Here is a 19,836-nt window from a genome sequence, read left to right as displayed (position 1 = left end):
TAGATTAGCCCGCCGAAGTTGTGTAATTAACCCGTGACGTTGATGGCTTCGGCCAGCATCCAGAACGTAGTAAGCACCAGCGAAAGCGCCATGATGCCGTTGAAGGCCTTCAGTTTCCACGGTTCCTGAAGATGTTTGCCGATGCGATCGCCGAGCACGGCCCAAACGAGAATACAGGGCAGATTGAGCGCCATAAAGGCGAACATTGTGGGGAGGATACCGTTGCTGGCGGTATACAGCAGTGCGATGTTGCTGGACATCAGCCAGGCTTTTGGGTTTACCGCCTGAAATAACGTCCCTTGCAGTACGGTCATTGGCTGTACTCGCCCTTGTAATTCCGGTGCCGATGAGCGCACGATTTTCCACGATAGCCATAGCAGATAGACGCACCCCAGCACAGTGAGGGGCAGGCGGATCATGCTCAGCCAACTCAGCAACAGCTCCAATGCCACGCCCATCAGCGCCGTTTGTAGCGCACAGCCAATTAAAATACCCATCAGCATCGGCAAGGTACGACGCAGGCCAAAATTGACGCCTGACGTCGCCAGCAGCAAATTATTGGGTCCCGGCGTGATCGACATGACGGTGACGTAGCTGAAAAAAGAAGGGTCGAGCATGGTGTTATCCTGATGATGGGGTGAGAACACTATGGTAGGCAGAAAAAATAAATGGTTACAGATACACAAAATGATTATTGTAATGGGTACAAATTGCATTAATCGTTAACTGTACTCATTGGCTGGCGGGGGAACTGTGTCCATCATCGACTCACAAGAAAGTACGCTCTATCAACAGCTCGCGGAAACCTTCGCCACAGCCATTCATCAAGGGACGTTAGCGCCGGGAAGTCGCCTGCCTTCTATTCGTCGCGTAGCCGGATCGCATCAGGTGAGTGTGAACACGGTATTAAATGCCTGGCGTATTCTTGAGGATCGCGGGTTGATCGAGGCACGACCGCAGTCCGGCTATTTTGTTCGGGGCCGTCTGCCGTCGCTGACGGAGAGTAAGCCTCACCGTGCGCAGGTGATTGTGCCGGGCAGTGAGAAATTAGATCTGATCGATACGGTATTTGCTGCACAGACGCACCCAGACTACACCAATATTTCTCTGGCGTGCCCGCAGCATACCGATTTCTACCCCACCGAAAAGATCAGCCGTATAGCCGCTTCTTTGCTGCGGCGCCAGCCTGAACTAATTGGTCGCTATGCGCTGCCGCCGGGTAGTGAAAGGCTGCGGCGAGAAGTGGCGCGGCGAGCGATGGACTTAGGCATGACATTGACCCGCGAGGACATCACGATCACCCACGGCTGTATGGAAGCGCTACAGCTGGCGCTACGCACGGTTACGCAGCCGGGCGACTGTGTGGGCTTGGAAACGCCAACCTATTTTTATCTCTTTCCCCTGCTAGCCAGTCTGGGACTGAAAACGGTGGAGATTCCCACCGACCCGCAACGCGGTCTCGCGCTGGATGCGCTGGAGCTGCTGCTGTCAGAACAACGATTACAGGCGATTATCGCCATGCCGAACGCGCAGAATCCGTTAGGGTGCAGCATGACGCTGGCGGATAAAAAGCGGCTGGCAAAGTTGGTGAACGATTATCAGGTGCCGCTTATCGAGGATGGGTTATACAGCGAACTTCAGTTTACCTGGCCGCTGTCGCCGACGGTGAAAGCCTTCGACCGCGAAGGCTGGGTGATTTACTGCTCCAGCTTCACGAAAACGCTGGCGCCTGATTTCCGCATCGGCTGGATGGCGTCAGGCCGTTTCCGCGCCAAAGTGGCGCGGCTGAAAGCGGTATCGTCAATGGCGGAATCGGCGCTGCTATCGGAAACGCTAGCGCAGTTTCTGGAGTCTGGCGGTTACGATCACCATCTGCGCACGCTGCGTCGTCGCTATGCCGTGCAGATGGATGAGGCGCGTGGGCTGATTGCCCGACATTTTCCGCAGGGGACACGCGCGACGCAGCCGCAGGGCGGTTTTGTTTTCTGGCTGGAATTGCCGGGTCATGTCGATGGGGTGGAATTATTCCATCGTCTGTTGCAAGAGAAAATTTGCGTCACGCCCGGCGAGCTCTATACGCTAAGCGGCCGCTGTAAGCACGCGCTTCGGCTATCGTGCTGCTACCCGTTTGATGAACGCTACACGTATGCGCTTAAGCGCGCGGGGGCGCTGGCGTGTGAAATGAGCGGTATCGAGCCGGGGAATGGGGATTAATGGTGCTTCTGGTTTGCGCTGAAACGACGGCGTCAGTGAGTGACGCCGTCGTCGTGTATTAAGTTGGTTTTTACAGCCGTGAGAAGCAGGTCTGTGCGGATTCGATGGTACGCTCGATGTCCTGTGGCGTATGTGCCAGTGACATAAAGCCCGCTTCAAACGCGGACGGCGCGAGGTAAATCCCTTCTTCCAGCATCATGTGGAAGAACCGCTTAAAGCGCTCGACGTCGCACTTCATCACATCCTGATAGCAGGTGACGCTCTCGGCATCCGTGAAGAACAGACCGAACATACCACCCGCCTGATTCACCACCAGCGGAATATTTTCGGCTTTCGCGGCAGCCAGCAGGCCATCAGCCAACTGATTGGTCAACTCGGTGAGCTTTTGGTGTACGCCGGGTTTTGCCACTTCTGTCAAACAGGCAAAGCCTGCGGCCATGGCAATTGGGTTGCCGGACAGCGTTCCTGCCTGATAAACCGGGCCAGTCGGTGCCAGCGCCTGCATGACGTCACGCTTGCCGCCGAATGCGCCGACTGGCATGCCGCCGCCGATGATTTTCCCCAGACAGGTCAGATCAGGAATCACGCCATAGTGCGATTGTGCACCCGCCAGTGCAACACGAAAGCCAGTCATCACTTCATCGATAATGAACAGGGCACCAAACTCATCGCAGAGGGCACGCAGGCCGGGAAGGAAATCTGGCAGCGGTGGAACGCAGTTCATGTTGCCCGCAACAGGTTCGACAATGATCGCGGCGATCTCGTCAGGATATTGTTCAAATGCAGCGCGAACCGATGACAGATCGTTATAAACACAGGTCAGCGTGTGGCGGGCGAAATCGGCTGGAACGCCGGGGGAATTAGGCTGGCCCAATGTCAGCGCGCCGGAACCGGCTTTCACCAGCAGGCAATCGGCGTGGCCGTGGTAGCAGCCTTCAAATTTGATGATTTTGTCGCGGCCCGTGTAACCTCGCGCCAGTCGGATCGCGCTCATGGTGGCCTCCGTACCGGAGTTGACCATCCGCACCATATCCATACTCGGCACCAACGAGGTGACCAGACGCGCCATCTGCACTTCCATTTCTGTCGGTGCGCCAAAGCTCAGGCCGCGTTCTGCTGCCGCGATCACTGCATCACGAATTGCCGGATGATTGTGACCCAGCACCATCGGGCCCCACGAACCCACGTAATCAATGTACGCTTGCTCGTCAGCGTCGTAGAGATAAGCGCCATCAGCCCGTTCGATGAACAGCGGAGTACCGCCGACGCCGTTAAAAGCACGAACGGGTGAGTTTACTCCGCCGGGAATAAGTTGCTGTGCCGCAGCATACAGGCTTTCAGATTTGTTCATTACGCGGTCCTGACTGGTCTTGATCGTAAAATGTAGGGGTATTCTAATGAACTGACCGCCGTTATGAAATCGCTGTGCGGGTTTTCACTTGAAAACACACCGCATCATACCCACAGAGAGTACTGGCTGTGCAGTGTATGAGACGGCATAATGCGGCGATTATTTCAACAATCTACCCGTCATACTTCAAGTTGCATGTGTGTTGGCAATACTCGGCTCCTCTCTGAGCCTCGCCCTGAAGGGCCGCCGTAAACGGCGTTCAAATTGGCTTAGCCAATTTGTCCTTACTCACCCCAGTCACTTACTTGAGTAAGCTCCTGGGGATTGATGAACCTCATAAATGAGGTTCACCCTTCGGGTCAGTGCTAGCACTGTTCAAATCGGTCTTAGACCGATTTGTCGTGCGGTTGCCGCCTTCCTGAAACTCGAATTATTTAGGGTAGGGCTGTCAAATCTTGAACGTTTTCGCATACTGCCGGATAATAAGCGTATGAATATGGGTCTATCACCTGATAAGCCCTGAGTTGGGAGTAAAAATATGAGCGATGATATAGCAGCACTGCCTCTGCAATTTACCGATGCGGCGGCAAGCAAGGTGAAAAACCTGATTGCTGATGAAGAAAACCCAGAGCTGAAACTGCGCGTGTATATCACGGGCGGCGGCTGTAGCGGTTTCCAGTATGGTTTTACCTTTGATGATCAAATCAACGACGGCGATATGACCATTGAGAAACAAGGTGTGGCGCTGGTGGTTGATCCGATGAGCCTGCAATATCTGGTTGGCGGTGCGGTGGACTATACCGAAGGGCTGGAAGGTTCTCGTTTCATCGTGACGAATCCGAATGCGAAATCCACCTGCGGCTGTGGTTCCTCTTTCAGCGTCTGATCCTGCATTGCGGTTATTCACCAACTAAAAAAATAAAAACCGTGTCTTGTTGCCGAGACACGGTTTTTTTATAGCAGACATTTTTTATCGCAGACAATAAGACAATGATAGGAAGCGTTAAAAAAACACGCCCCCTGTTTTACTGTGATTACCATTCGACCGTAATCAAACGCGTTTCCGTACCCTGTGCGGTTTTTGCCGCAGAAGTCGAAAATTTTGCCTGATCGACCTGAATACGTGACTCAGTAATTTTAGGTTGTGGTACAGAGGCTACGTTACAATTCATTTGATATTGACCAGATTGAGGCGTTACGCCGCACGCCGGTTGTATCGTCAGTTGAGCGTTAATTTGCCCGCCCTGATTCCCTGCATATGCCGTGCTACAGGCCGCCATAAGTAAGCCCGCGTAAAGCAACGCATTTTTCATATTTAAAGCTACCTGGTGTCAAAGGAACCGATATCGGTTCAAAGTTTTCTCATTTCGTCTTGCTTTGGCTTTATCGCCAGATGGTAATCAAAACCATGAATGCTGTTTATGATTCCATCGTTGCGTTCAGATTATCGGCAACTATTGGCGAAATAAAAGCCTGTTAGTGTTACAATTTGTATACTAATGAAGCTATTGTTAGCGGAATGGTTTCACTCTGTTAATTAACAATCACTTCGCTGACGAAAGCGTGGGTCTTAACTCTGCTAACTGAGAACAAATTTGCTGGGCTGCCAATAGTAAACGAGGGCCGCTGCGGCTAAACCAGTCTTCATTGACGGTAATTACCGGAACCGCTAATTGCGGCTGCCAAAACGCCTGCACACTGGCAATCCTCTCTGGCGCACCGCCGACAATAATGGCCTGCGGTTGGCGTCTTAACACCTGTTCACGACTGACCTGCGGCCAGGGCACCGGACTGTCGCTAAAGACATTTTCGGCACCACACAGTGAAACGATCTGGCTTTGCAGCGTTGCTTTCGACGAGGTAAACAGCGGCTGAGTGCCGAATTGAATGAATACCCGCAATGGCGTGGCGTTATGCCTCTCGCCAGCGTGCTGGAGTTTGCCTATTTCCTGCTGAAAATTTGTTGCTGCCTGTTCGGCTTGTTCAGGATGGCGGCTATAGGTCGCCAGCTGTCGTAGTGACGCCGGGATATCGTCTAACGTTTTTGCATCCAGATAAACGATGGGAATCGAAAAGTTGGAGAGCTGTTCCAGCGGACGCTGCGGATTCCCCTCGCGCCAGGCCAGAATCAGATCAGGCTTGAGAGCGAGGATGCGCTCCAGGTTGATTCCCTGCCAGGAAGCAACCTGTTCCAGCTTTTCCGCTTCTGGTGGGTAATCTGACCAGGCGCTAACCGCAATTAACTGTTCGCCCATGCCTGCCGCATAGGCCATTTCCGTTGCGTGGGGGGCGAGACTGATAACACGCTGCGGAATGGCATAAGCGGCGGTGCAGAGCAGTAGCCCGGTCAGCCAGCAGAGGAACCTGAGAATCACGATTAGCGTGTGGCCAGCTTAGCCAGGATCGCTTCTACCATCCGCGTTGATTGCTGTGCTGCAACGCTCAGGAACTCATCGAAACTCAGGTGTGAGGCTTTATCGGCCACATCAGAAATCGCGCGCACCACCACAAACGGGACGGCGAACTGGTGGCAGACATGTGCGATCGCGGTGGCTTCCATTTCTACGGCAATGGCTTTCGGGAATGTGGTGCGGATACGAGCTAACGGCTCTGCGCCGTTAATGAAGGCATCACCGCTGACAACCAGACCGCGCACGGCGTTCAGCTGTAACTCGGCAATCGCTTCCTGCGCCAGCGCGATGAGTTTTTCATCGGCAGGGAAAGCCGCAGGGCAGCCTGCCATCTGGCCGGGTTCATAGCCAAAGGCCGTGACGTCAGCATCGTGGTAGCGCACTTCATCGGAAACCACGATATCACCGACGTTTAATGTCGGTGCCAGTCCGCCAGCAGAACCGGTGTTAATCACCACGTCTGGCTTGCTGTGTTCTAGCAGCAGCGTGGTGCCCAGTGCGGCGGAGACTTTACCGATACCGGATTTCAGCAGCGCGACTTCTACGCCGTTGATTTGTCCGGTGTAGATTTCGCAACCCGCACGCTGGAAGGTCTGACGGTTTTCAATCCGATCGCGCAGCAGCGTTACTTCTTGTTCCATCGCACCGATAATACCGACTTTCATAAGGTTCCCCGCAAATTCTGTTATAAATGGAAGGCGTATACCTAATGCTGGTCACTGAAGTCCCATTTTAGGGGAAACACAGAGGGAGGTTCCCGCAGGGATGCCTCACCCCTGTGGCCGCACCGTGTATCTCGATCGTTAAATGACCAGCATTAGGTGTATATCGCGGACGTTAGTCTATCATGGCTAGCGGGATGAGATGGAGTGTCCATCATTGTGCTGTAGCGGGATGACATGGAGAACCGTATGTCTGGTATCGATTTCGCCAAAAAAATGAGCTTTCAGCGCCATTTCAGTCGGACTAAAACGGCTGAGGATGAATATACGATTGTGCGCCAGTTTGAAAGCGATCGGGGTCGTATTATTAACTCCGCTGCCATCCGCCGTTTACAGCAAAAAACTCAGGTCTTTCCGCTAGAACGTAATGCGGCCGTCCGCTCCCGTCTGACCCATTCGATGGAAGTTCAGCAGGTTGGCCGCTATATCGCCAAAGAGATTTTACACCGCCTGCAAGTCGACGGGCGGCTGGCATCGCTAGGGCTGAACGACAGAGAAACGCCGTTTGAAAGCCTAGTTGAAATGGCGTGTCTGATGCATGACATCGGCAATCCACCGTTTGGGCATTTTGGCGAATCCGCGATTAATCAATGGTTCAGAAAATTGCTGGATAGCCACTATCTGGACAGTGAATCCCCGGAGCGCGTCGATGACTGTAGAGTCCCTACGCTGCGGATGCAGCAAGATGGACTGGACGAATTGCGCGGGCAGATCCGGCAGGATCTGAGCCATTTTGAAGGCAACGCACAGGCGATCCGTCTGGTGCATACGTTGCTGAAGCTTAATCTGACCTACGGGCAGGTCGCTTGTATCCTGAAATATACCCGCCCTGCGTATTGGCACGGCGAGCTTCCGGCTGATTACCATTATTTGATGAAGAAGCCGGGCTACTATCTGGCAGAGGAAGCGTTTGTCGCCACACTGCGTGAAGAGCTGGATATGGGCGAATTTCACCGTCATCCGCTGAGCTACATTATGGAAGCGGCCGACGATGTGTCTTACTGCATTGCCGATCTCGAGGATGCTGTCGAGAAAGATATTCTCACGATTGAAGAACTTTACGACCTTTTACGTGAAAATTGGGGTGAAGGAACAGAGAAAGACATTTTCGCTAAAACGATTGAACATGCCTACAAAGGACGTGAACGTTTAAAATGGCGCAGCCACGACGATCAGTTCTTCATGAATCTTCGCGTGAATACCGTGGCGCAGATGGTGCCGCATGCCGCGAAGCGTTTTATCGATAACCTGCCGGAAGTCTATGCCGGTTCGTTTAATCAGGCATTGCTTGAGGACGACAGCCCGCAGAATCGCCTGTTAGGCATTTTCAAACGCGTCGCCTTAAAGCACGTTTTTAACCATCATGAAGTTGAACAGTTGGAGCTACAGGGGGATCGCGTGATTCGCGGCCTCCTAGATATTTATAGCCCGCTGCTCGAGATGCCCTATCAGGATTTCAGCCAGCTTGTAAGCGACGATACGCACAAGCGCTATCCGATTGAAACGCGGCTTTACCACAAGCTATCCAGCAAGCACTGTCTGGCCTATTGCGAAGCGGTTACCGAGTTGGAAGGGTTACCCGAAACCGAGCGTGTCATCCGTGAATATTATTATCGGGCGCGCCTGATTCAGGATTACATCAGCGGTATGACGGATTTGTACGCCTACGACGAATACCGCAAGCTGATGGCGGCAGATTAGCGATGAACAGGCCGCAACGGAAATCACGACTTTTGTAAAGCCGTTCAATATTTCCTTACGCTTCACGATCTTCCCCTTTGGAACCTTGTTGGTCCATATTTATCTCATACAGCACGACCACTGAGTGTACCCGGTGTCGGGTACACGGGCCGTAAGACTCGCGTGTTGATTACTATGAGATAACCTCCTATGAAAAGAAAATCACTGGTTCTGAGTGCGCTGGCGTTAAGTCTGGCGATGGCGATGGGTTCTACCACGGCGAATGCCGCAGAGTCAGCGGCGTCTGCCGCGTCATCGGGTCAATTACCCAGCCTGGCCCCTATGCTGGAAAACGTCATGCCTTCTGTGGTGAGCATCTATGTGGAAGGGCATACCACCCATGCGGGAAATGAGGGAAAAGAAGGGATCCCACCGCAGCTTCAGCCGTTTTTGGGTGAAAACTCGCCTTTCTGCCAGGAGGGATCGCCGTTCCAGTCATCGCCAATGTGTCAGGGAGAAGGTGACGACGACGGCCAGCCAGCGCAGCAGGAAAATTTCCAGGCGCTGGGCGCGGGCGTCGTGATTAATGCAGAGAAAGGCTATGTGGTGACCAACAGCCATGTGGTGGATAACGCTGACAAGATTCAGGTTCGACTCAGCGATGGCCGCAAGTATGACGGCAAAGTGTTAGGCAAAGACACACTTTCCGATATCGCGCTGGTGCAGTTGAAAGATTTTAAAAATCTGACGGCGATTAAGGTCGCGGATTCCGACCAGCTGCGGGTCGGTGATTATACGGTAGCGATTGGTAATCCGTATGGTCTGGGCGAGACGGCGACCTCGGGCATTGTGTCCGCGCTGGGGCGTAGCGGGTTGAATATTGAAAACTACGAGAACTTTATTCAGACCGATGCAGCGATCAACCGGGGGAATTCCGGTGGTGCGCTGGTCAACCTGAACGGAGAGCTGGTTGGGTTGAATACCGCGATTCTTGCTCCAGATGGCGGCAATATCGGGATTGGTTTCGCTATCCCCAGCAATATGGTGAAAAGCGTCGTTGCACAGATTGTCGAATTTGGTGAAGTAAAGCGCGGTGAGCTGGGCATCACCGGGACGGAGCTGAACTCCGAACTGGCACAGGCGATGAAGGTCGATGCACAGCGCGGTGCGTTTGTGAGCCAGGTGCGGCCGAAGTCGGCGGCAGATGAGGCGGGCATCAAGGCGGGCGATGTGATCGTCACGCTGAATGGTAAGGCGGTCAGCAGCTTCTCTGCACTGCGTGCGCAGGTTGGGTCGCTGCCGGTGGGCAGTAAAGTGGCGCTGGGGCTGCTGCGCGAGGGTAAACCGCTGACGGTTGAGGTGACGCTGCAACAGAGCAATCAGGCTCAGGTGGCTTCTGGTAATCTCTACTCTGGCATTGAAGGTGCCGAGCTAAGCAATACTCAGGTGGACGACAAAAAAGGCGTCAAGGTAGATAACGTTAAACCCGGTTCTGCGGCGGCTAAAATTGGCCTGAAGAAAGATGACATTATTCTGGGGGTTAACCAACAGACGGTACAGAATATTGGCGAGTTGCGTAAAATTCTGGACAGCAAACCGGCTGTATTGGCCTTGAATGTGCGTCGCGGTGACAGCACGATTTACCTGTTGGCTCAGTAATCGATCTGTTTAGCGCGTAAGTTAATAATTATCTTTTAAGACAATTTGTTACGTTAATCTTTTGGCCGGGCACGCGGGTGCCCGGCTACCTCTCGCTTCTCCCTGAAAGTACTTTTGTGAGTTCTTCCACAGATTTAACCTAATTCCCGTTTCTTTGTTAATTTGCACAATGTGTGGCGCACCGAGTGGCGGTATGCTGGTGCAATTGTCAATGTTCCTCTCAGAGGTAAAAATGGCGTCGTATCATCTCAATGCCAAGATGGCACAGGATATTGTCGCGCGAACCATGCAGATCATTGATAGCAATATCAACGTGATGGATGCTCGCGGTAAGATTATCGGCAGTGGCGATCAGGAACGATTGGGGGAACTGCACGAAGGCGCGCTGCTGGCGCTTTCGCAGGGGCGAGTCGTCGATATTGATGATGCCGTCGCGCGTCACCTGCACGGCGTGCGTCCGGGCATCAATTTACCCCTGCGCATTGATGGCGAAATTGTTGGTGTTATTGGTCTGACGGGGAACCCAAGCCAGCTGCGACAATATGGCGAGCTTGTCTGCATGACGGCGGAAATGATGCTGGAGCAGGCGAGGCTGCTGCATATGCTAGCGCAGGATAGCCGCCTGCGTGAAGAGCTGGTTCTAAACCTGATTCGCACCGACGATCTGTCTCCCGCTCTCATGGAGTGGGCGCAGCGCTTAGGCATCGATATGAATAAGCCCCGCGTCGCTGCGGTGATCGAAGTCGATAGCGGGCAGCTCGGTGTCGACTCCGCCATGGCAGAGCTACAGCAGTTGCAGACGTTGCTGACCACGCCGGAGCGTGACAACCTGATCGCTATCGTTTCCCTGACGGAAATGGTGGTGCTAAAACCGGCGCTGAACAGCCACGGGCGCTGGGATGCAGAGGAACACCGGCGTCGTGTGGATACGCTGATGTCGCGTATGGCGGAAAGCAGTCGGCTGCGGGTACGGCTGGCGCTGGGGAACTATTTTGCGGGCTCCGGCAGCATCGCGCGTTCTTACCGCACGGCGCGAACGACCATGAGCGTAGGCAAACAGCGTATGCCCGCTCAGCGCTGTTATTACTATCAGGATTTGATGTTGCCCGTGCTGCTGGACAGCCTGCGCGGCGGTTGGCAGGCAAACGAGCTGGTGCGCCCGCTCTCGAAGCTTAAAGCAATGGACGGCAATGGTCTGCTGCGTCGGACGCTGGGTGCCTGGTTTCGTAACAACGTTCAACCTGGTGCGACGGCAAAAGCGCTGTTTATTCACCGCAATACTCTGGAATATCGTCTTAACCGCATCTCTGAACTGACGGGGTTAGATTTGGGGAATTTCGACGACCGCCTGCTGCTGTACGTGGCTTTGCAACTGGATGAAGAAGAGTAGAGCAGAAAGGTACCTACCTACTTAAGCCTATACTTCTAAGCCTATCCTCCACCGTACTCACCTGATGCCGCACGGCATCGGGGTTACCTCATATCCAGTCGTAAAAAGATTGCCGCTGCAACAAAATTGCTTAGATTGAAAACTATTACATAACCATTAACAATATAACGCGATAGCATAAATTATCGCGAAACAATATTTTTGCCCCTTCCTTATATCCACTATTGTCACTCCCATATTGTCGTTGTCAGTTCGATAACCGCATAAACGGCCTAACCAGCCACATTCATCATTATTTTATCTAAATACTTTCAAGCATTAAGTTTAGGGAGTGATAAGAATGTCAATACGTCGTCTGGGGTTATCTGTTGCTACGGCAGCGCTGTTATTTTCTGGTGTGGCCTCGGCGGCTACCGAATTATTAAACGTGTCTTACGATCCGACGCGTGAACTGTATCAGCAATACAATGCGGCGTTTATCAAGCATTGGAAAGCGACCACGGGTGAAGATATCACCATCAAAAACTCGCACGGCGGTTCTGGAAAACAGGCGCGTTCGGTGATTGATGGCTTGCAGGCTGACGTGGTGACGCTGGCACTGGCTGGTGATATTGATGCATTAAACCTGAACCAGCAGCTGATCGACCCTAAGTGGCAGGCGCGTTTGCCTGACAACAGCACACCTTATACCTCCACCATCGTTTTTCTGGTGCGTAAAGGTAATCCGAAGCAAATCAAAGACTGGAACGATCTGGTGAAACCGGGCGTTGAAGTGATCACGCCAAACCCGAAAACCTCCGGCGGCGCGCGTTGGAACTTCCTGGCTGCATGGGCTTATGCCAAAGCGCTACCGGGCGGCAATGATGAAACCGCATTGAAATTTGTCACTGAACTGTATCGCCATGCGCCAGTACTGGATACCGGTGCGCGTGGAGCAACCATCAGCTTTGTGCAACGTCAGCTAGGCGATGTGCTGCTGGCATGGGAAAACGAAGCATATCTGTCTCTGCAAGAGCAGGGCGGCGATCAGCTTGAGATCGTGACACCGTCTCTGTCGATTCTGGCCGAACCGCCAGTTGCCGTTGTCGACAAAGTGGTTGAGCGTAAAGGGACGCAGAAACAGGCTGAAGCCTATCTGCAATACCTCTACAGCGATGAAGCGCAGCGTATTATCGGTAAAAACTTCTATCGCCCACGTAATGCCAAGATTGCTGAAGAGTTTAAAGATCAGTTTGCACCGGTGAATCTGGTGACGATTGATAAGGATTTCGGCGGCTGGAAAGCGGCACAGGAAAAATACTTTAACGATGGCGGTGTGTTCGACGCCATCTTTAAAGAGATTAATAAGTAAGTTTCTAATGTCTGACGGATTAAGGCCGCTATCACCATAGCGGCTTTTTTCAGGTTAAGAAGGCAGAGGACCTGCCGCCTTAATTCTGTCAGGTAGCGCGCGTCGGCAAGCAGTTGTTGGCTGGATAGTGAGTATGAAAATTAAAGGCACGGTATGTCACAACGTTCTTCCTCAGTGATTCCCGGTTTCGGGCTAACGTTAGGGTTTAGCCTGAGCTATTTAGGATTAATTGTCCTCATTCCGTTGGCGGGGATGTTTTTGTATGCCAGCCAACTAACGTTCGGTCAGTTTTGGGATCTGATAACCAGCCGCCAGGTGCTTTTCTCCCTGCGGCTTTCGTTTGGTACGGCGCTGGCTGCGGCGTTTATTAACGGTATTCTCGGGACGCTGCTGGCGTGGGTGCTCGTGCGTTATACTTTTCCCGGCCGTAAAGTGATCGATGCCATGATCGACATGCCCTTCGCGCTACCAACCGCCGTGGCGGGGATTGCGCTGACGGCGTTGTACGCGCCGAATGGCCTGATTGGTTCGCTGTTTCCGTTCAAAATTGCCTACACCAGCATTGGTATCACACTAGCGCTGATCTTCGTTACGCTGCCTTTCGTGGTCAGAACGTTGCAACCGGTGTTGGCCGATATTCCCAAAGAAGTGGAAGAAGCCGCTGCCTGCCTTGGCGCACGCCCGCTTCAGGTTTTCCGTCATGTGCTGCTTCCTGCACTGTTACCCGCGTGGCTGACGGGCTTTGCGCTGGCCTTTGCCCGCGGCGTCGGGGAATACGGTTCCGTGGTGTTTATCGCGGGGAATATTCCGTTTAAAACCGAAATTCTGCCGCTGCTGATCGTCTCCAAGCTCGATCAGTATGACTACAAAGGCGCAACTGGGATCGGCGTGTTCATGCTGCTGGTTTCTTTCATTATGCTGCTGCTGATTAACGTGTTGCAGCGCCGCATTCAACCGAAACTGTAAAGGCTGGTCGTCATGGAACAGGTTATTTCCGCTCAGGCCAGCGCGGCTAAAAGAAAAAAACAGCCCGCAGCCTATTACATTCTGGTTTCACTCGCGTGGGTCGTCTTTTTCCTGATTCTGGTGCTGCCGTTGATGATGGTGGTGACTCAGGGGCTGGATAAAGGCATCGGTGCATTTTGGGATGCGATTACCGAACCGGATGCGATCTCTGCGCTTAAGCTGACACTACTCGCGACCGTCATTTCTGTGCCGTTAAATGTGGTGTTCGGGCTGGCGACAGCGTGGTGCGTGACGAAATTCGAATTTCGTGGCAAGAGCTTTCTGCTGGCGCTGATCGATTTGCCGTTCTCCGTTTCGCCCGTGGTTGCAGGGCTGGTGTATGTGCTGCTGTTTGGGGCACAAAGCTCGCTCCATCCCTTTCTGCTCGAACACGATCTGCAAATTGTTTACGCCGTGCCGGGCATCGTACTGGCGACAATTTTCGTCACGCTGCCTTATGTTGCGCGTGAACTGATTCCGCTGATGGAAGAGCAGGGCTCGCAGGAAGAAGAAGCGGCGCGGTTGCTAGGGGCGAACGGCTGGCAAATGTTCTGGCACATTACGCTGCCGAATGTGAAATGGGCGTTGATCTACGGCGTGGTGTTGTGTACCGCGCGTGCGATGGGGGAATTCGGTGCCGTTTCCGTTATTTCCGGCCATATCCGCGGCCTGACTAACACGCTGCCGCTGCATATCGAAATTCTTTATAACGAGTACAACATCGTTGCGGCTTTCAGCGTGGCGATCCTGCTGCTAATTATGTCACTGGTCGTACTGCTGCTGCGCCAGTGGAGTGAGAGCCGATTGACGAAGCAAATAGAGAAACAACAGGAGTTGGCCAAAAATGAGCATTGAGATTCGCAATATTAATAAACAATTTGGTCAGTTCCGGGCGCTGAACGAGATTAATTTGTCGATCCACAGCGGCGAGCTGGTGGCGCTGCTGGGGCCATCGGGCTGTGGTAAGACCACGCTGCTGCGTATTATCGCTGGGCTGGAACAGCCGGATAGCGGCAGTATTATTTTCCACGGCCAGGATGTATCCGTCCACGATGTGCGCAAGCGTAACGTGGGGTTTGTATTCCAGCACTACGCGCTGTTCCGTCACATGACGGTGTTCGATAATGTGGCGTTTGGGCTGCGAATGAAGCCGAAAAATATCCGCCCGTCGAAGAGTGATATTGAAAAGAAAGTACATGAATTACTGAATCTGGTGCAGTTGGACTGGCTGGGGGATCGCTATCCTGAACAGCTTTCTGGCGGTCAGCGTCAGCGTATTGCTTTGGCGCGTGCGTTGATCGTTGAACCGAGCATTCTGCTGCTGGATGAACCTTTTGGTGCGTTGGATGCCAAGGTGCGTAAAGAGCTGCGTCGCTGGCTGTCTCAGCTACATGAAGATATCGATCTGACATCGGTATTTGTGACGCACGATCAGGAAGAAGCGATGGAAGTCGCTGACCGCATCGTGCTGATGAACAAAGGCGTGATTGAACAAATCGGCACACCGGCGGAGGTGTATAACAACCCAGCCAGCGAGTTTGTTTACCATTTCCTTGGCGACAGTAACCGGTTGAAAGTGGCGCAAACGGAAGAGACGATTCTGTTCCGTCCGCATGAAGTGTCGTTATCCGTTCAGGCTCAGGACGGCTATCAGGCGGTAACGGTGCGAGATATTCGCCCACTCGGTGCCTTAACGCGTCTGTCGCTGAAATTGGGCGAGCAGTCGGAGCTGATTGAAGCAGAAGTCGCAAAAGATGATGCAAGCCTGCATGGGCTACAGAAAGGCGATGTGATTCAGTTTAAACCCAAGCGTTACAGCCACGATTGGGAAATCTAATCGGCAGCTCTCAGGCATGAAAAAACCCGCGAATTTCGCGGGTTTTTGCTTTTGTCGTCAATACCAGCCGGATAGCGGGGATTAGCGATAAGCGGGATTGGAAGCAACAGAGTAGCGACCGCTGCCAACCAGCATGATGATAATGCCCGCAAAGAAATAGAGTGCTTCAACTTCCAGCGCCCAGGCACCCACGTTAGTCAGGGTGAAGAATTTACCAGTGCCAACCATCAGCGTGGCAACAACCAGCGTCAGCGCGGCAATCAGGCCAGAAACGCGGGTAAACACGCCCAGAATAATCAGGATTGGGGCAACGATTTCGCCTACATATACGCCGTAAGCGATAAAACCTGGCAGGCCTGCGCCTTGCAGTATCTGTACGATCCAGCCTACGCCGTGCTCAACTTTTGCTACGCCGTGAAACAGCAGCAGAATACCTACGGTTAAACGCAGTAAAAGTTTACCTGCATCAGGATGATCGGTTAAACGCGTGAACCACTGATTCAACTGAGAAATCATAATAGACAACCTCATAAGTGAGCAAAAATGCTGATTGGTAATGCTGGGAATGCTTGTTTATATAGTGCGGCAGTGTCGTCGATTTAGGGACAGAATAGAAAACCAATAAATTTGATATTTTCTGTCAAAAAATTACGTGAACAGGGCAAACGCAGATAAGCATAACACTGCAGTTGCGGCGGTCTAATGATGGATGGGAATAATGCAATAACAAGATGTTATGAAAAAGGGGCTTAGCTTGAATGGATGATGAACAGAGGAATGAATGGCACAAAGGCGATATTGTTAAGAAAGGGGCGGTTTGGAGCCTATCTTGGATGCGATAGGCTCCTTCATTAACATGTTTATGCTTCGCCAAGCAGCGCTTTTTTGGCGGCGATAAGAAAGTCGTCCGACAAAGGATCGCCAGCCGTTGCGCGTGCTAACGTGAGCGCGCCGGATAACAGGGCGAATTGCGCCAGAGTATGCAGCCTGCGCTGTTCTTTATCTTCTATCGTGGATAGGGACTCCAGCCTGTCCAGCATGGCTCTGACACCGCTGAGATAAACCTCACGCACTGGCTTGTCTTCACTTTCTCTGGCGATGTCGCTGGCTAACGCGGTGATCGCACAGCCATCTTTCGCGCCGTCACGATGGGTGGGTGAAAGATAGAGTTCCACGATTGTTCGCAAGTCATGTTGATCTGAGCGCTGGCTGATTTCCTGCCAGCGAACACCGGAATCCTCAAACGCTTTTCGGCTGGCGATGGCAGCGAGCTCATCCTTAGAAGCAAAATGACCATAAAAGCCACCGTGGGTTAATCCGGCCGCGGCCATCAAGTCGTTCACGCTGACGCCGTTCAGGCCCCGTTCACGAAAGAGCTGTGAAGAAACCTGGATGATTTCCTCTCGGTTACGCTCCATCTGCTGTTTTGATACACGGGCCATGCTGTTCTCCTTTTTCTGTCAGGCATCATCTTAGGGTATGGAAAAACCAGACTCAATAGATGATGCCTTTCATCAATAGCCAGATTAGGCTCGTGGTGGCCACGGAGTAATGATATGAGCGCTGTTACCTCCCTGAGCCCTAGGTAATGTACCTGCGATCTGATCGTGTGGCGTTCCCAGCGAAATAGCACTGACTTCGTCCAGTCGTGCGACCTGCTCGTCACTTAGCGTCACACCTAATGCAACCAGCGTATCATCCAACTGCGCCAGAGTGCGGGAGCCCAGAATGGGGATCAGGCTGGTGCTGGCGCGGGCGGATTTATGTCGCAACCAGGCGATGGCAATCTGTATTGGCATGACGTTCACCTCGTTTGCAACGCGAAATACCTCATCCAGCAAGGTTGTGTCTTGCTCGGTGTGTACTAATCTTCCGCCAAAACCGATCAGACGACCTTCTTTACTTTGGCGGTATTTCCCCGTTAGCAGGCCGCCACCCAGCGGAGACCAAAGCGTTGCAGCCAGCCCCATTGCTTCTGCCATCGGCAGCAGTTCTCGCTCTGCGGTGCGTTGCACCAGACTGTATTCCACCTGAATACCGGCAATTCGCGACCAGCCGCGCAGTTCTGCTATGGTGTCCGCTCGGGCAATGCGCCAGGCGGGGAAATTAGAGAAACCTGCGTACTGGATTTTTCCTGATCGAATGAGATCGTCGAAAGCGCGAACAATCTCTTCAAGCGGGGTTAATTGGTCATCAAAGTGCGCCCACAGCACATCGATACGATCGGTATTCAGTCTCTTAAGGCTGTTTTCTACTGATGAGATCATATTCTTACGGCTATTGCCAGTTCGAGATATCCCAGCTTCCTGCATCGCGCTTAAGGTGTATTTTGTCGCCACGACAAAATGATCGCGGTCGGCGGCAATGAATTCTCCAACCATTTGCTCAGATTGACCGAACTGGTAAGCATCCGCCGTATCAATGAAGTTACCGCCCGCGTTGGCATAACGATCAAATACCTGTTTAGCCTGATCTTTTTCAGAACCATAGCCCCAACCAGTGCCAAAGTTTCCTGTTCCGAGGGCTAGCTCGGAGACGCGTAAGCCCGTGTTACGTCCAAAAGTGGTGTATTTCATACCATTCCCCTTTCATTTAAATGTTGATTGACATTTATCATATATGTCACACATCATCTATAAGTGCAAGCAGAGTAGCATTCTCTTTACGAGAGGCAACGCTAACGGGGGTTGCTTAACTGCATGAATTGAGTTTTTAATCAATGTTCAACGCCGCTATGGCGTTAAACCCTAAAAGGAAATATCCATGTCTGACGATATTCTGTTTAGTCCCTTCACGGTGAAAGGGTTAACCCTTCCCAATCGCATCGTTATGGCACCCATGACACGAAGTATGGCGGAAGAGGGGATTCCCGGCCCAGCGAATGCGGAATATTACCGCCGCCGTGCAGAGGGAGGCGTAGGACTGATTCTGACGGAGGGGACGGTGGTCGATCGTCCTGCTTCGCGTAACACGCCAGGGATTCCATTTTTCCATGGTGAGGCGGCACTGGCTGGTTGGGATGCGGTGGCTAAAGCGGTTCATGCCGCTGGTGGTCGCATTGGTCCACAAATTTGGCACACGGGCTCAACGCGCGGCCGCGGCTGGGAACCTGATGCCCCTGTTGAGAGCCCGTCGGGGTTGGTTGGCCCCGATGAGCCTCGTGGTGTGGTGATGACGGAAGAAGATATTGCCGATACCGTGGCGGCTTTCGCCCGTGCGGCAGCCGATGCTAAACGCTTGGGATTTGACACGCTGGAACTGCATGGTGCACATGGCTACCTGATCGATCAGTTCTTCTGGCCGGGGACGAACAAGCGTACAGATGCTTTTGGTGGAGCAACGATCCGTGAGCGTTCCCACTTTGCCGCAGAGGTTATCCGCGCTGTTCGGGCCGCTGTTGGTCAGGATTTCCCGCTAATCCTGCGTGTGAGTCAGTGGAAGCAGCAGGATTACAGCGCACGGCTTGCCACCTCCCCACAGGAAATGACGGACTGGTTGGCACCGCTGGTTGAGGCGGGTGTGGATATTCTCCACTGTTCCCAGCGACGTTTCTGGGAGCCGGAGTTCCCTGAGATTGATGGTGCAGAAGGGCTGAACTTCGCTGGTTGGGCGAAGAAGCTGACAGGCGCGGCGACAATCAGCGTTGGCTCGGTGGGCTTGACCTCGGATTTCTTTGCGGCGTTTGGCGGTGAAGGTTCAGGTACGGCAGCGCTGGACAATCTGTATGCACGGATGGAGCGCGAAGAGTTTGATTTGATCGCTGTCGGTCGGGTATTGCTCTCTGATGCGCAATGGGTGCAAAAAGTGCGTTCTGGACAGACTGATAAATTACGCGGTTTTGACGCAGCAGATTTAGCCGTACTGGCATGATATTTAGGTGCCGTAGCTGAGTAAGGCTGCGGTACTTTATCGAATATTGGGAAAACTAATGCGGAAAAATCGAATAGAATTCGATCTACACGACACGTGCAATAGATAATGTTTTGTGGATTTACTTCAGAGAGGAATCACTTTGCGGAAGTGGTGGGTCGTGCAGGATTCGAACCTGCGACCAATTGATTAAAAGTCAACTGCTCTACCGACTGAGCTAACGACCCGCAGAAGTGGTGGGTGATGACGGGATCGAACCGCCGACCCCCTCCTTGTAAGGGAGGTGCTCTCCCAGCTGAGCTAATCACCCACTTCTGAACTACTTTTACTTCTTGGTTTACTTCAA

The 19,836-nt window shown here is 52.8% G+C and carries 18 protein-coding genes and 2 tRNA genes; 10 read left to right on the top strand and 10 right to left on the bottom strand.

Annotation, left to right across the window (positions count from 1 at the left end; all coding sequences use genetic code 11):
- Window positions 1-26: 26 nt before the first annotated feature.
- Window positions 27-617 (bottom strand): LysE family translocator, encoded by a 591-nt coding sequence (locus K7X24_RS15905; protein ID WP_224555751.1) that lies wholly within the window; start codon window positions 615-617, stop codon window positions 27-29.
- A gap of 136 nt (window positions 618-753) precedes the next feature.
- Between K7X24_RS15905 and K7X24_RS15900 the strand changes: the two genes are divergently transcribed.
- Window positions 754-2,214 carry a PLP-dependent aminotransferase family protein gene (locus tag K7X24_RS15900; RefSeq protein WP_224555749.1) on the top strand — a complete coding sequence of 487 codons (1,461 nt, stop codon included), beginning with the start codon at window positions 754-756 and terminating at the stop codon, window positions 2,212-2,214.
- A gap of 70 nt (window positions 2,215-2,284) precedes the next feature.
- Here K7X24_RS15900 and hemL read toward each other — a convergent pair whose 3' ends face one another.
- Window positions 2,285-3,565, bottom strand: a complete 1,281-nt coding sequence (gene hemL, locus K7X24_RS15895; RefSeq protein ID WP_224555748.1) for a glutamate-1-semialdehyde 2,1-aminomutase — start codon at window positions 3,563-3,565, stop codon at window positions 2,285-2,287.
- Window positions 3,566-4,103: 538 nt separating this feature from the next.
- Here hemL and erpA point away from each other — a divergent pair.
- On the top strand, window positions 4,104-4,451 hold the full coding sequence (gene erpA / locus K7X24_RS15890) for an iron-sulfur cluster insertion protein ErpA (RefSeq protein ID WP_005969047.1): 348 nt from the start codon (window positions 4,104-4,106) through the stop codon (window positions 4,449-4,451).
- A gap of 148 nt (window positions 4,452-4,599) precedes the next feature.
- Here erpA and K7X24_RS15885 read toward each other — a convergent pair whose 3' ends face one another.
- From K7X24_RS15885 to mtnN, 3 genes are all read right to left on the bottom strand, one after another.
- Window positions 4,600-4,878 (bottom strand): hypothetical protein, encoded by a 279-nt coding sequence (locus K7X24_RS15885; RefSeq protein WP_224555746.1) that lies wholly within the window; start codon window positions 4,876-4,878, stop codon window positions 4,600-4,602.
- Window positions 4,879-5,109: 231 nt separating this feature from the next.
- On the bottom strand, window positions 5,110-5,940 hold the full coding sequence (gene btuF / locus K7X24_RS15880; RefSeq protein ID WP_224555744.1) for a vitamin B12 ABC transporter substrate-binding protein BtuF: 831 nt from the start codon (window positions 5,938-5,940) through the stop codon (window positions 5,110-5,112).
- A gap of 2 nt (window positions 5,941-5,942) precedes the next feature.
- Window positions 5,943-6,641, bottom strand: coding sequence for a 5'-methylthioadenosine/S-adenosylhomocysteine nucleosidase (gene mtnN, locus K7X24_RS15875; protein ID WP_224555742.1), 699 nt, complete (start codon window positions 6,639-6,641; stop codon window positions 5,943-5,945).
- Window positions 6,642-6,887: 246 nt separating this feature from the next.
- Between mtnN and dgt the strand changes: the two genes are divergently transcribed.
- From dgt to K7X24_RS15840, 7 genes are all read left to right on the top strand, one after another.
- Window positions 6,888-8,399: a dGTPase gene (gene dgt / locus K7X24_RS15870; protein ID WP_211045681.1), complete on the top strand. Its 1,512-nt coding sequence runs from the start codon at window positions 6,888-6,890 to the stop codon at window positions 8,397-8,399.
- 189 nt (window positions 8,400-8,588) lie between these two features.
- The gene (gene degP, locus K7X24_RS15865; RefSeq protein ID WP_224555741.1) at window positions 8,589-10,037 is read left to right on the top strand and encodes a serine endoprotease DegP; all 1,449 of its coding nucleotides are present in this window, start codon (window positions 8,589-8,591) and stop codon (window positions 10,035-10,037) included.
- Window positions 10,038-10,269: 232 nt separating this feature from the next.
- Window positions 10,270-11,427, top strand: coding sequence for a CdaR family transcriptional regulator (locus K7X24_RS15860; protein ID WP_010299502.1), 1,158 nt, complete (start codon window positions 10,270-10,272; stop codon window positions 11,425-11,427).
- A 346-nt stretch (window positions 11,428-11,773) separates the two neighbouring features.
- On the top strand, window positions 11,774-12,778 hold the full coding sequence (locus K7X24_RS15855) for a sulfate ABC transporter substrate-binding protein (protein ID WP_411909509.1): 1,005 nt from the start codon (window positions 11,774-11,776) through the stop codon (window positions 12,776-12,778).
- Between the two features lie 153 nt (window positions 12,779-12,931).
- Window positions 12,932-13,744 carry a sulfate ABC transporter permease subunit CysT gene (cysT, locus tag K7X24_RS15850; protein WP_039486599.1) on the top strand — a complete coding sequence of 271 codons (813 nt, stop codon included), beginning with the start codon at window positions 12,932-12,934 and terminating at the stop codon, window positions 13,742-13,744.
- 12 nt (window positions 13,745-13,756) lie between these two features.
- On the top strand, window positions 13,757-14,638 hold the full coding sequence (gene cysW / locus K7X24_RS15845; protein ID WP_039493359.1) for a sulfate ABC transporter permease subunit CysW: 882 nt from the start codon (window positions 13,757-13,759) through the stop codon (window positions 14,636-14,638).
- Window positions 14,628-15,620, top strand: a complete 993-nt coding sequence (locus tag K7X24_RS15840; protein WP_224555739.1) for a sulfate/molybdate ABC transporter ATP-binding protein — start codon at window positions 14,628-14,630, stop codon at window positions 15,618-15,620. The genes cysW and K7X24_RS15840 overlap by 11 nt, the downstream gene beginning before the upstream one ends.
- 81 nt (window positions 15,621-15,701) lie before the next feature.
- Here the strand turns inward: K7X24_RS15840 and K7X24_RS15835 are convergent, their stop codons facing one another.
- From K7X24_RS15835 to K7X24_RS15825, 3 genes are all read right to left on the bottom strand, one after another.
- On the bottom strand, window positions 15,702-16,136 hold the full coding sequence (locus K7X24_RS15835; protein ID WP_039493355.1) for a DoxX family protein: 435 nt from the start codon (window positions 16,134-16,136) through the stop codon (window positions 15,702-15,704).
- 344 nt (window positions 16,137-16,480) lie between these two features.
- Window positions 16,481-17,062 (bottom strand): TetR/AcrR family transcriptional regulator, encoded by a 582-nt coding sequence (locus K7X24_RS15830; RefSeq protein WP_103971476.1) that lies wholly within the window; start codon window positions 17,060-17,062, stop codon window positions 16,481-16,483.
- An 84-nt stretch (window positions 17,063-17,146) separates the two neighbouring features.
- Window positions 17,147-18,196 carry an aldo/keto reductase gene (locus K7X24_RS15825; protein WP_107333292.1) on the bottom strand — a complete coding sequence of 350 codons (1,050 nt, stop codon included), beginning with the start codon at window positions 18,194-18,196 and terminating at the stop codon, window positions 17,147-17,149.
- 187 nt (window positions 18,197-18,383) lie between these two features.
- Here K7X24_RS15825 and K7X24_RS15820 point away from each other — a divergent pair, with 187 nt between their 5' ends.
- Window positions 18,384-19,490, top strand: a complete 1,107-nt coding sequence (locus tag K7X24_RS15820) for an NADH:flavin oxidoreductase (protein WP_224555738.1) — start codon at window positions 18,384-18,386, stop codon at window positions 19,488-19,490.
- 151 nt (window positions 19,491-19,641) lie between these two features.
- On the opposite strand, the gene K7X24_RS15815 is transcribed toward K7X24_RS15820, so the two are convergent.
- Window positions 19,642-19,717: transfer RNA gene (locus tag K7X24_RS15815), tRNA-Lys, on the bottom strand.
- Window positions 19,718-19,724: 7 nt separating this feature from the next.
- Window positions 19,725-19,800 (bottom strand) — tRNA-Val (locus K7X24_RS15810).
- Between the last annotated feature and the right edge of the window lie 36 nt (window positions 19,801-19,836).

The sequence above is a fragment of the Pectobacterium versatile genome (assembly GCF_020166435.1).
In the GTDB taxonomy this organism is placed as follows: domain Bacteria; phylum Pseudomonadota; class Gammaproteobacteria; order Enterobacterales; family Enterobacteriaceae; genus Pectobacterium; species Pectobacterium versatile.
This window is presented reverse-complemented; position numbering and strand designations above follow the sequence as displayed.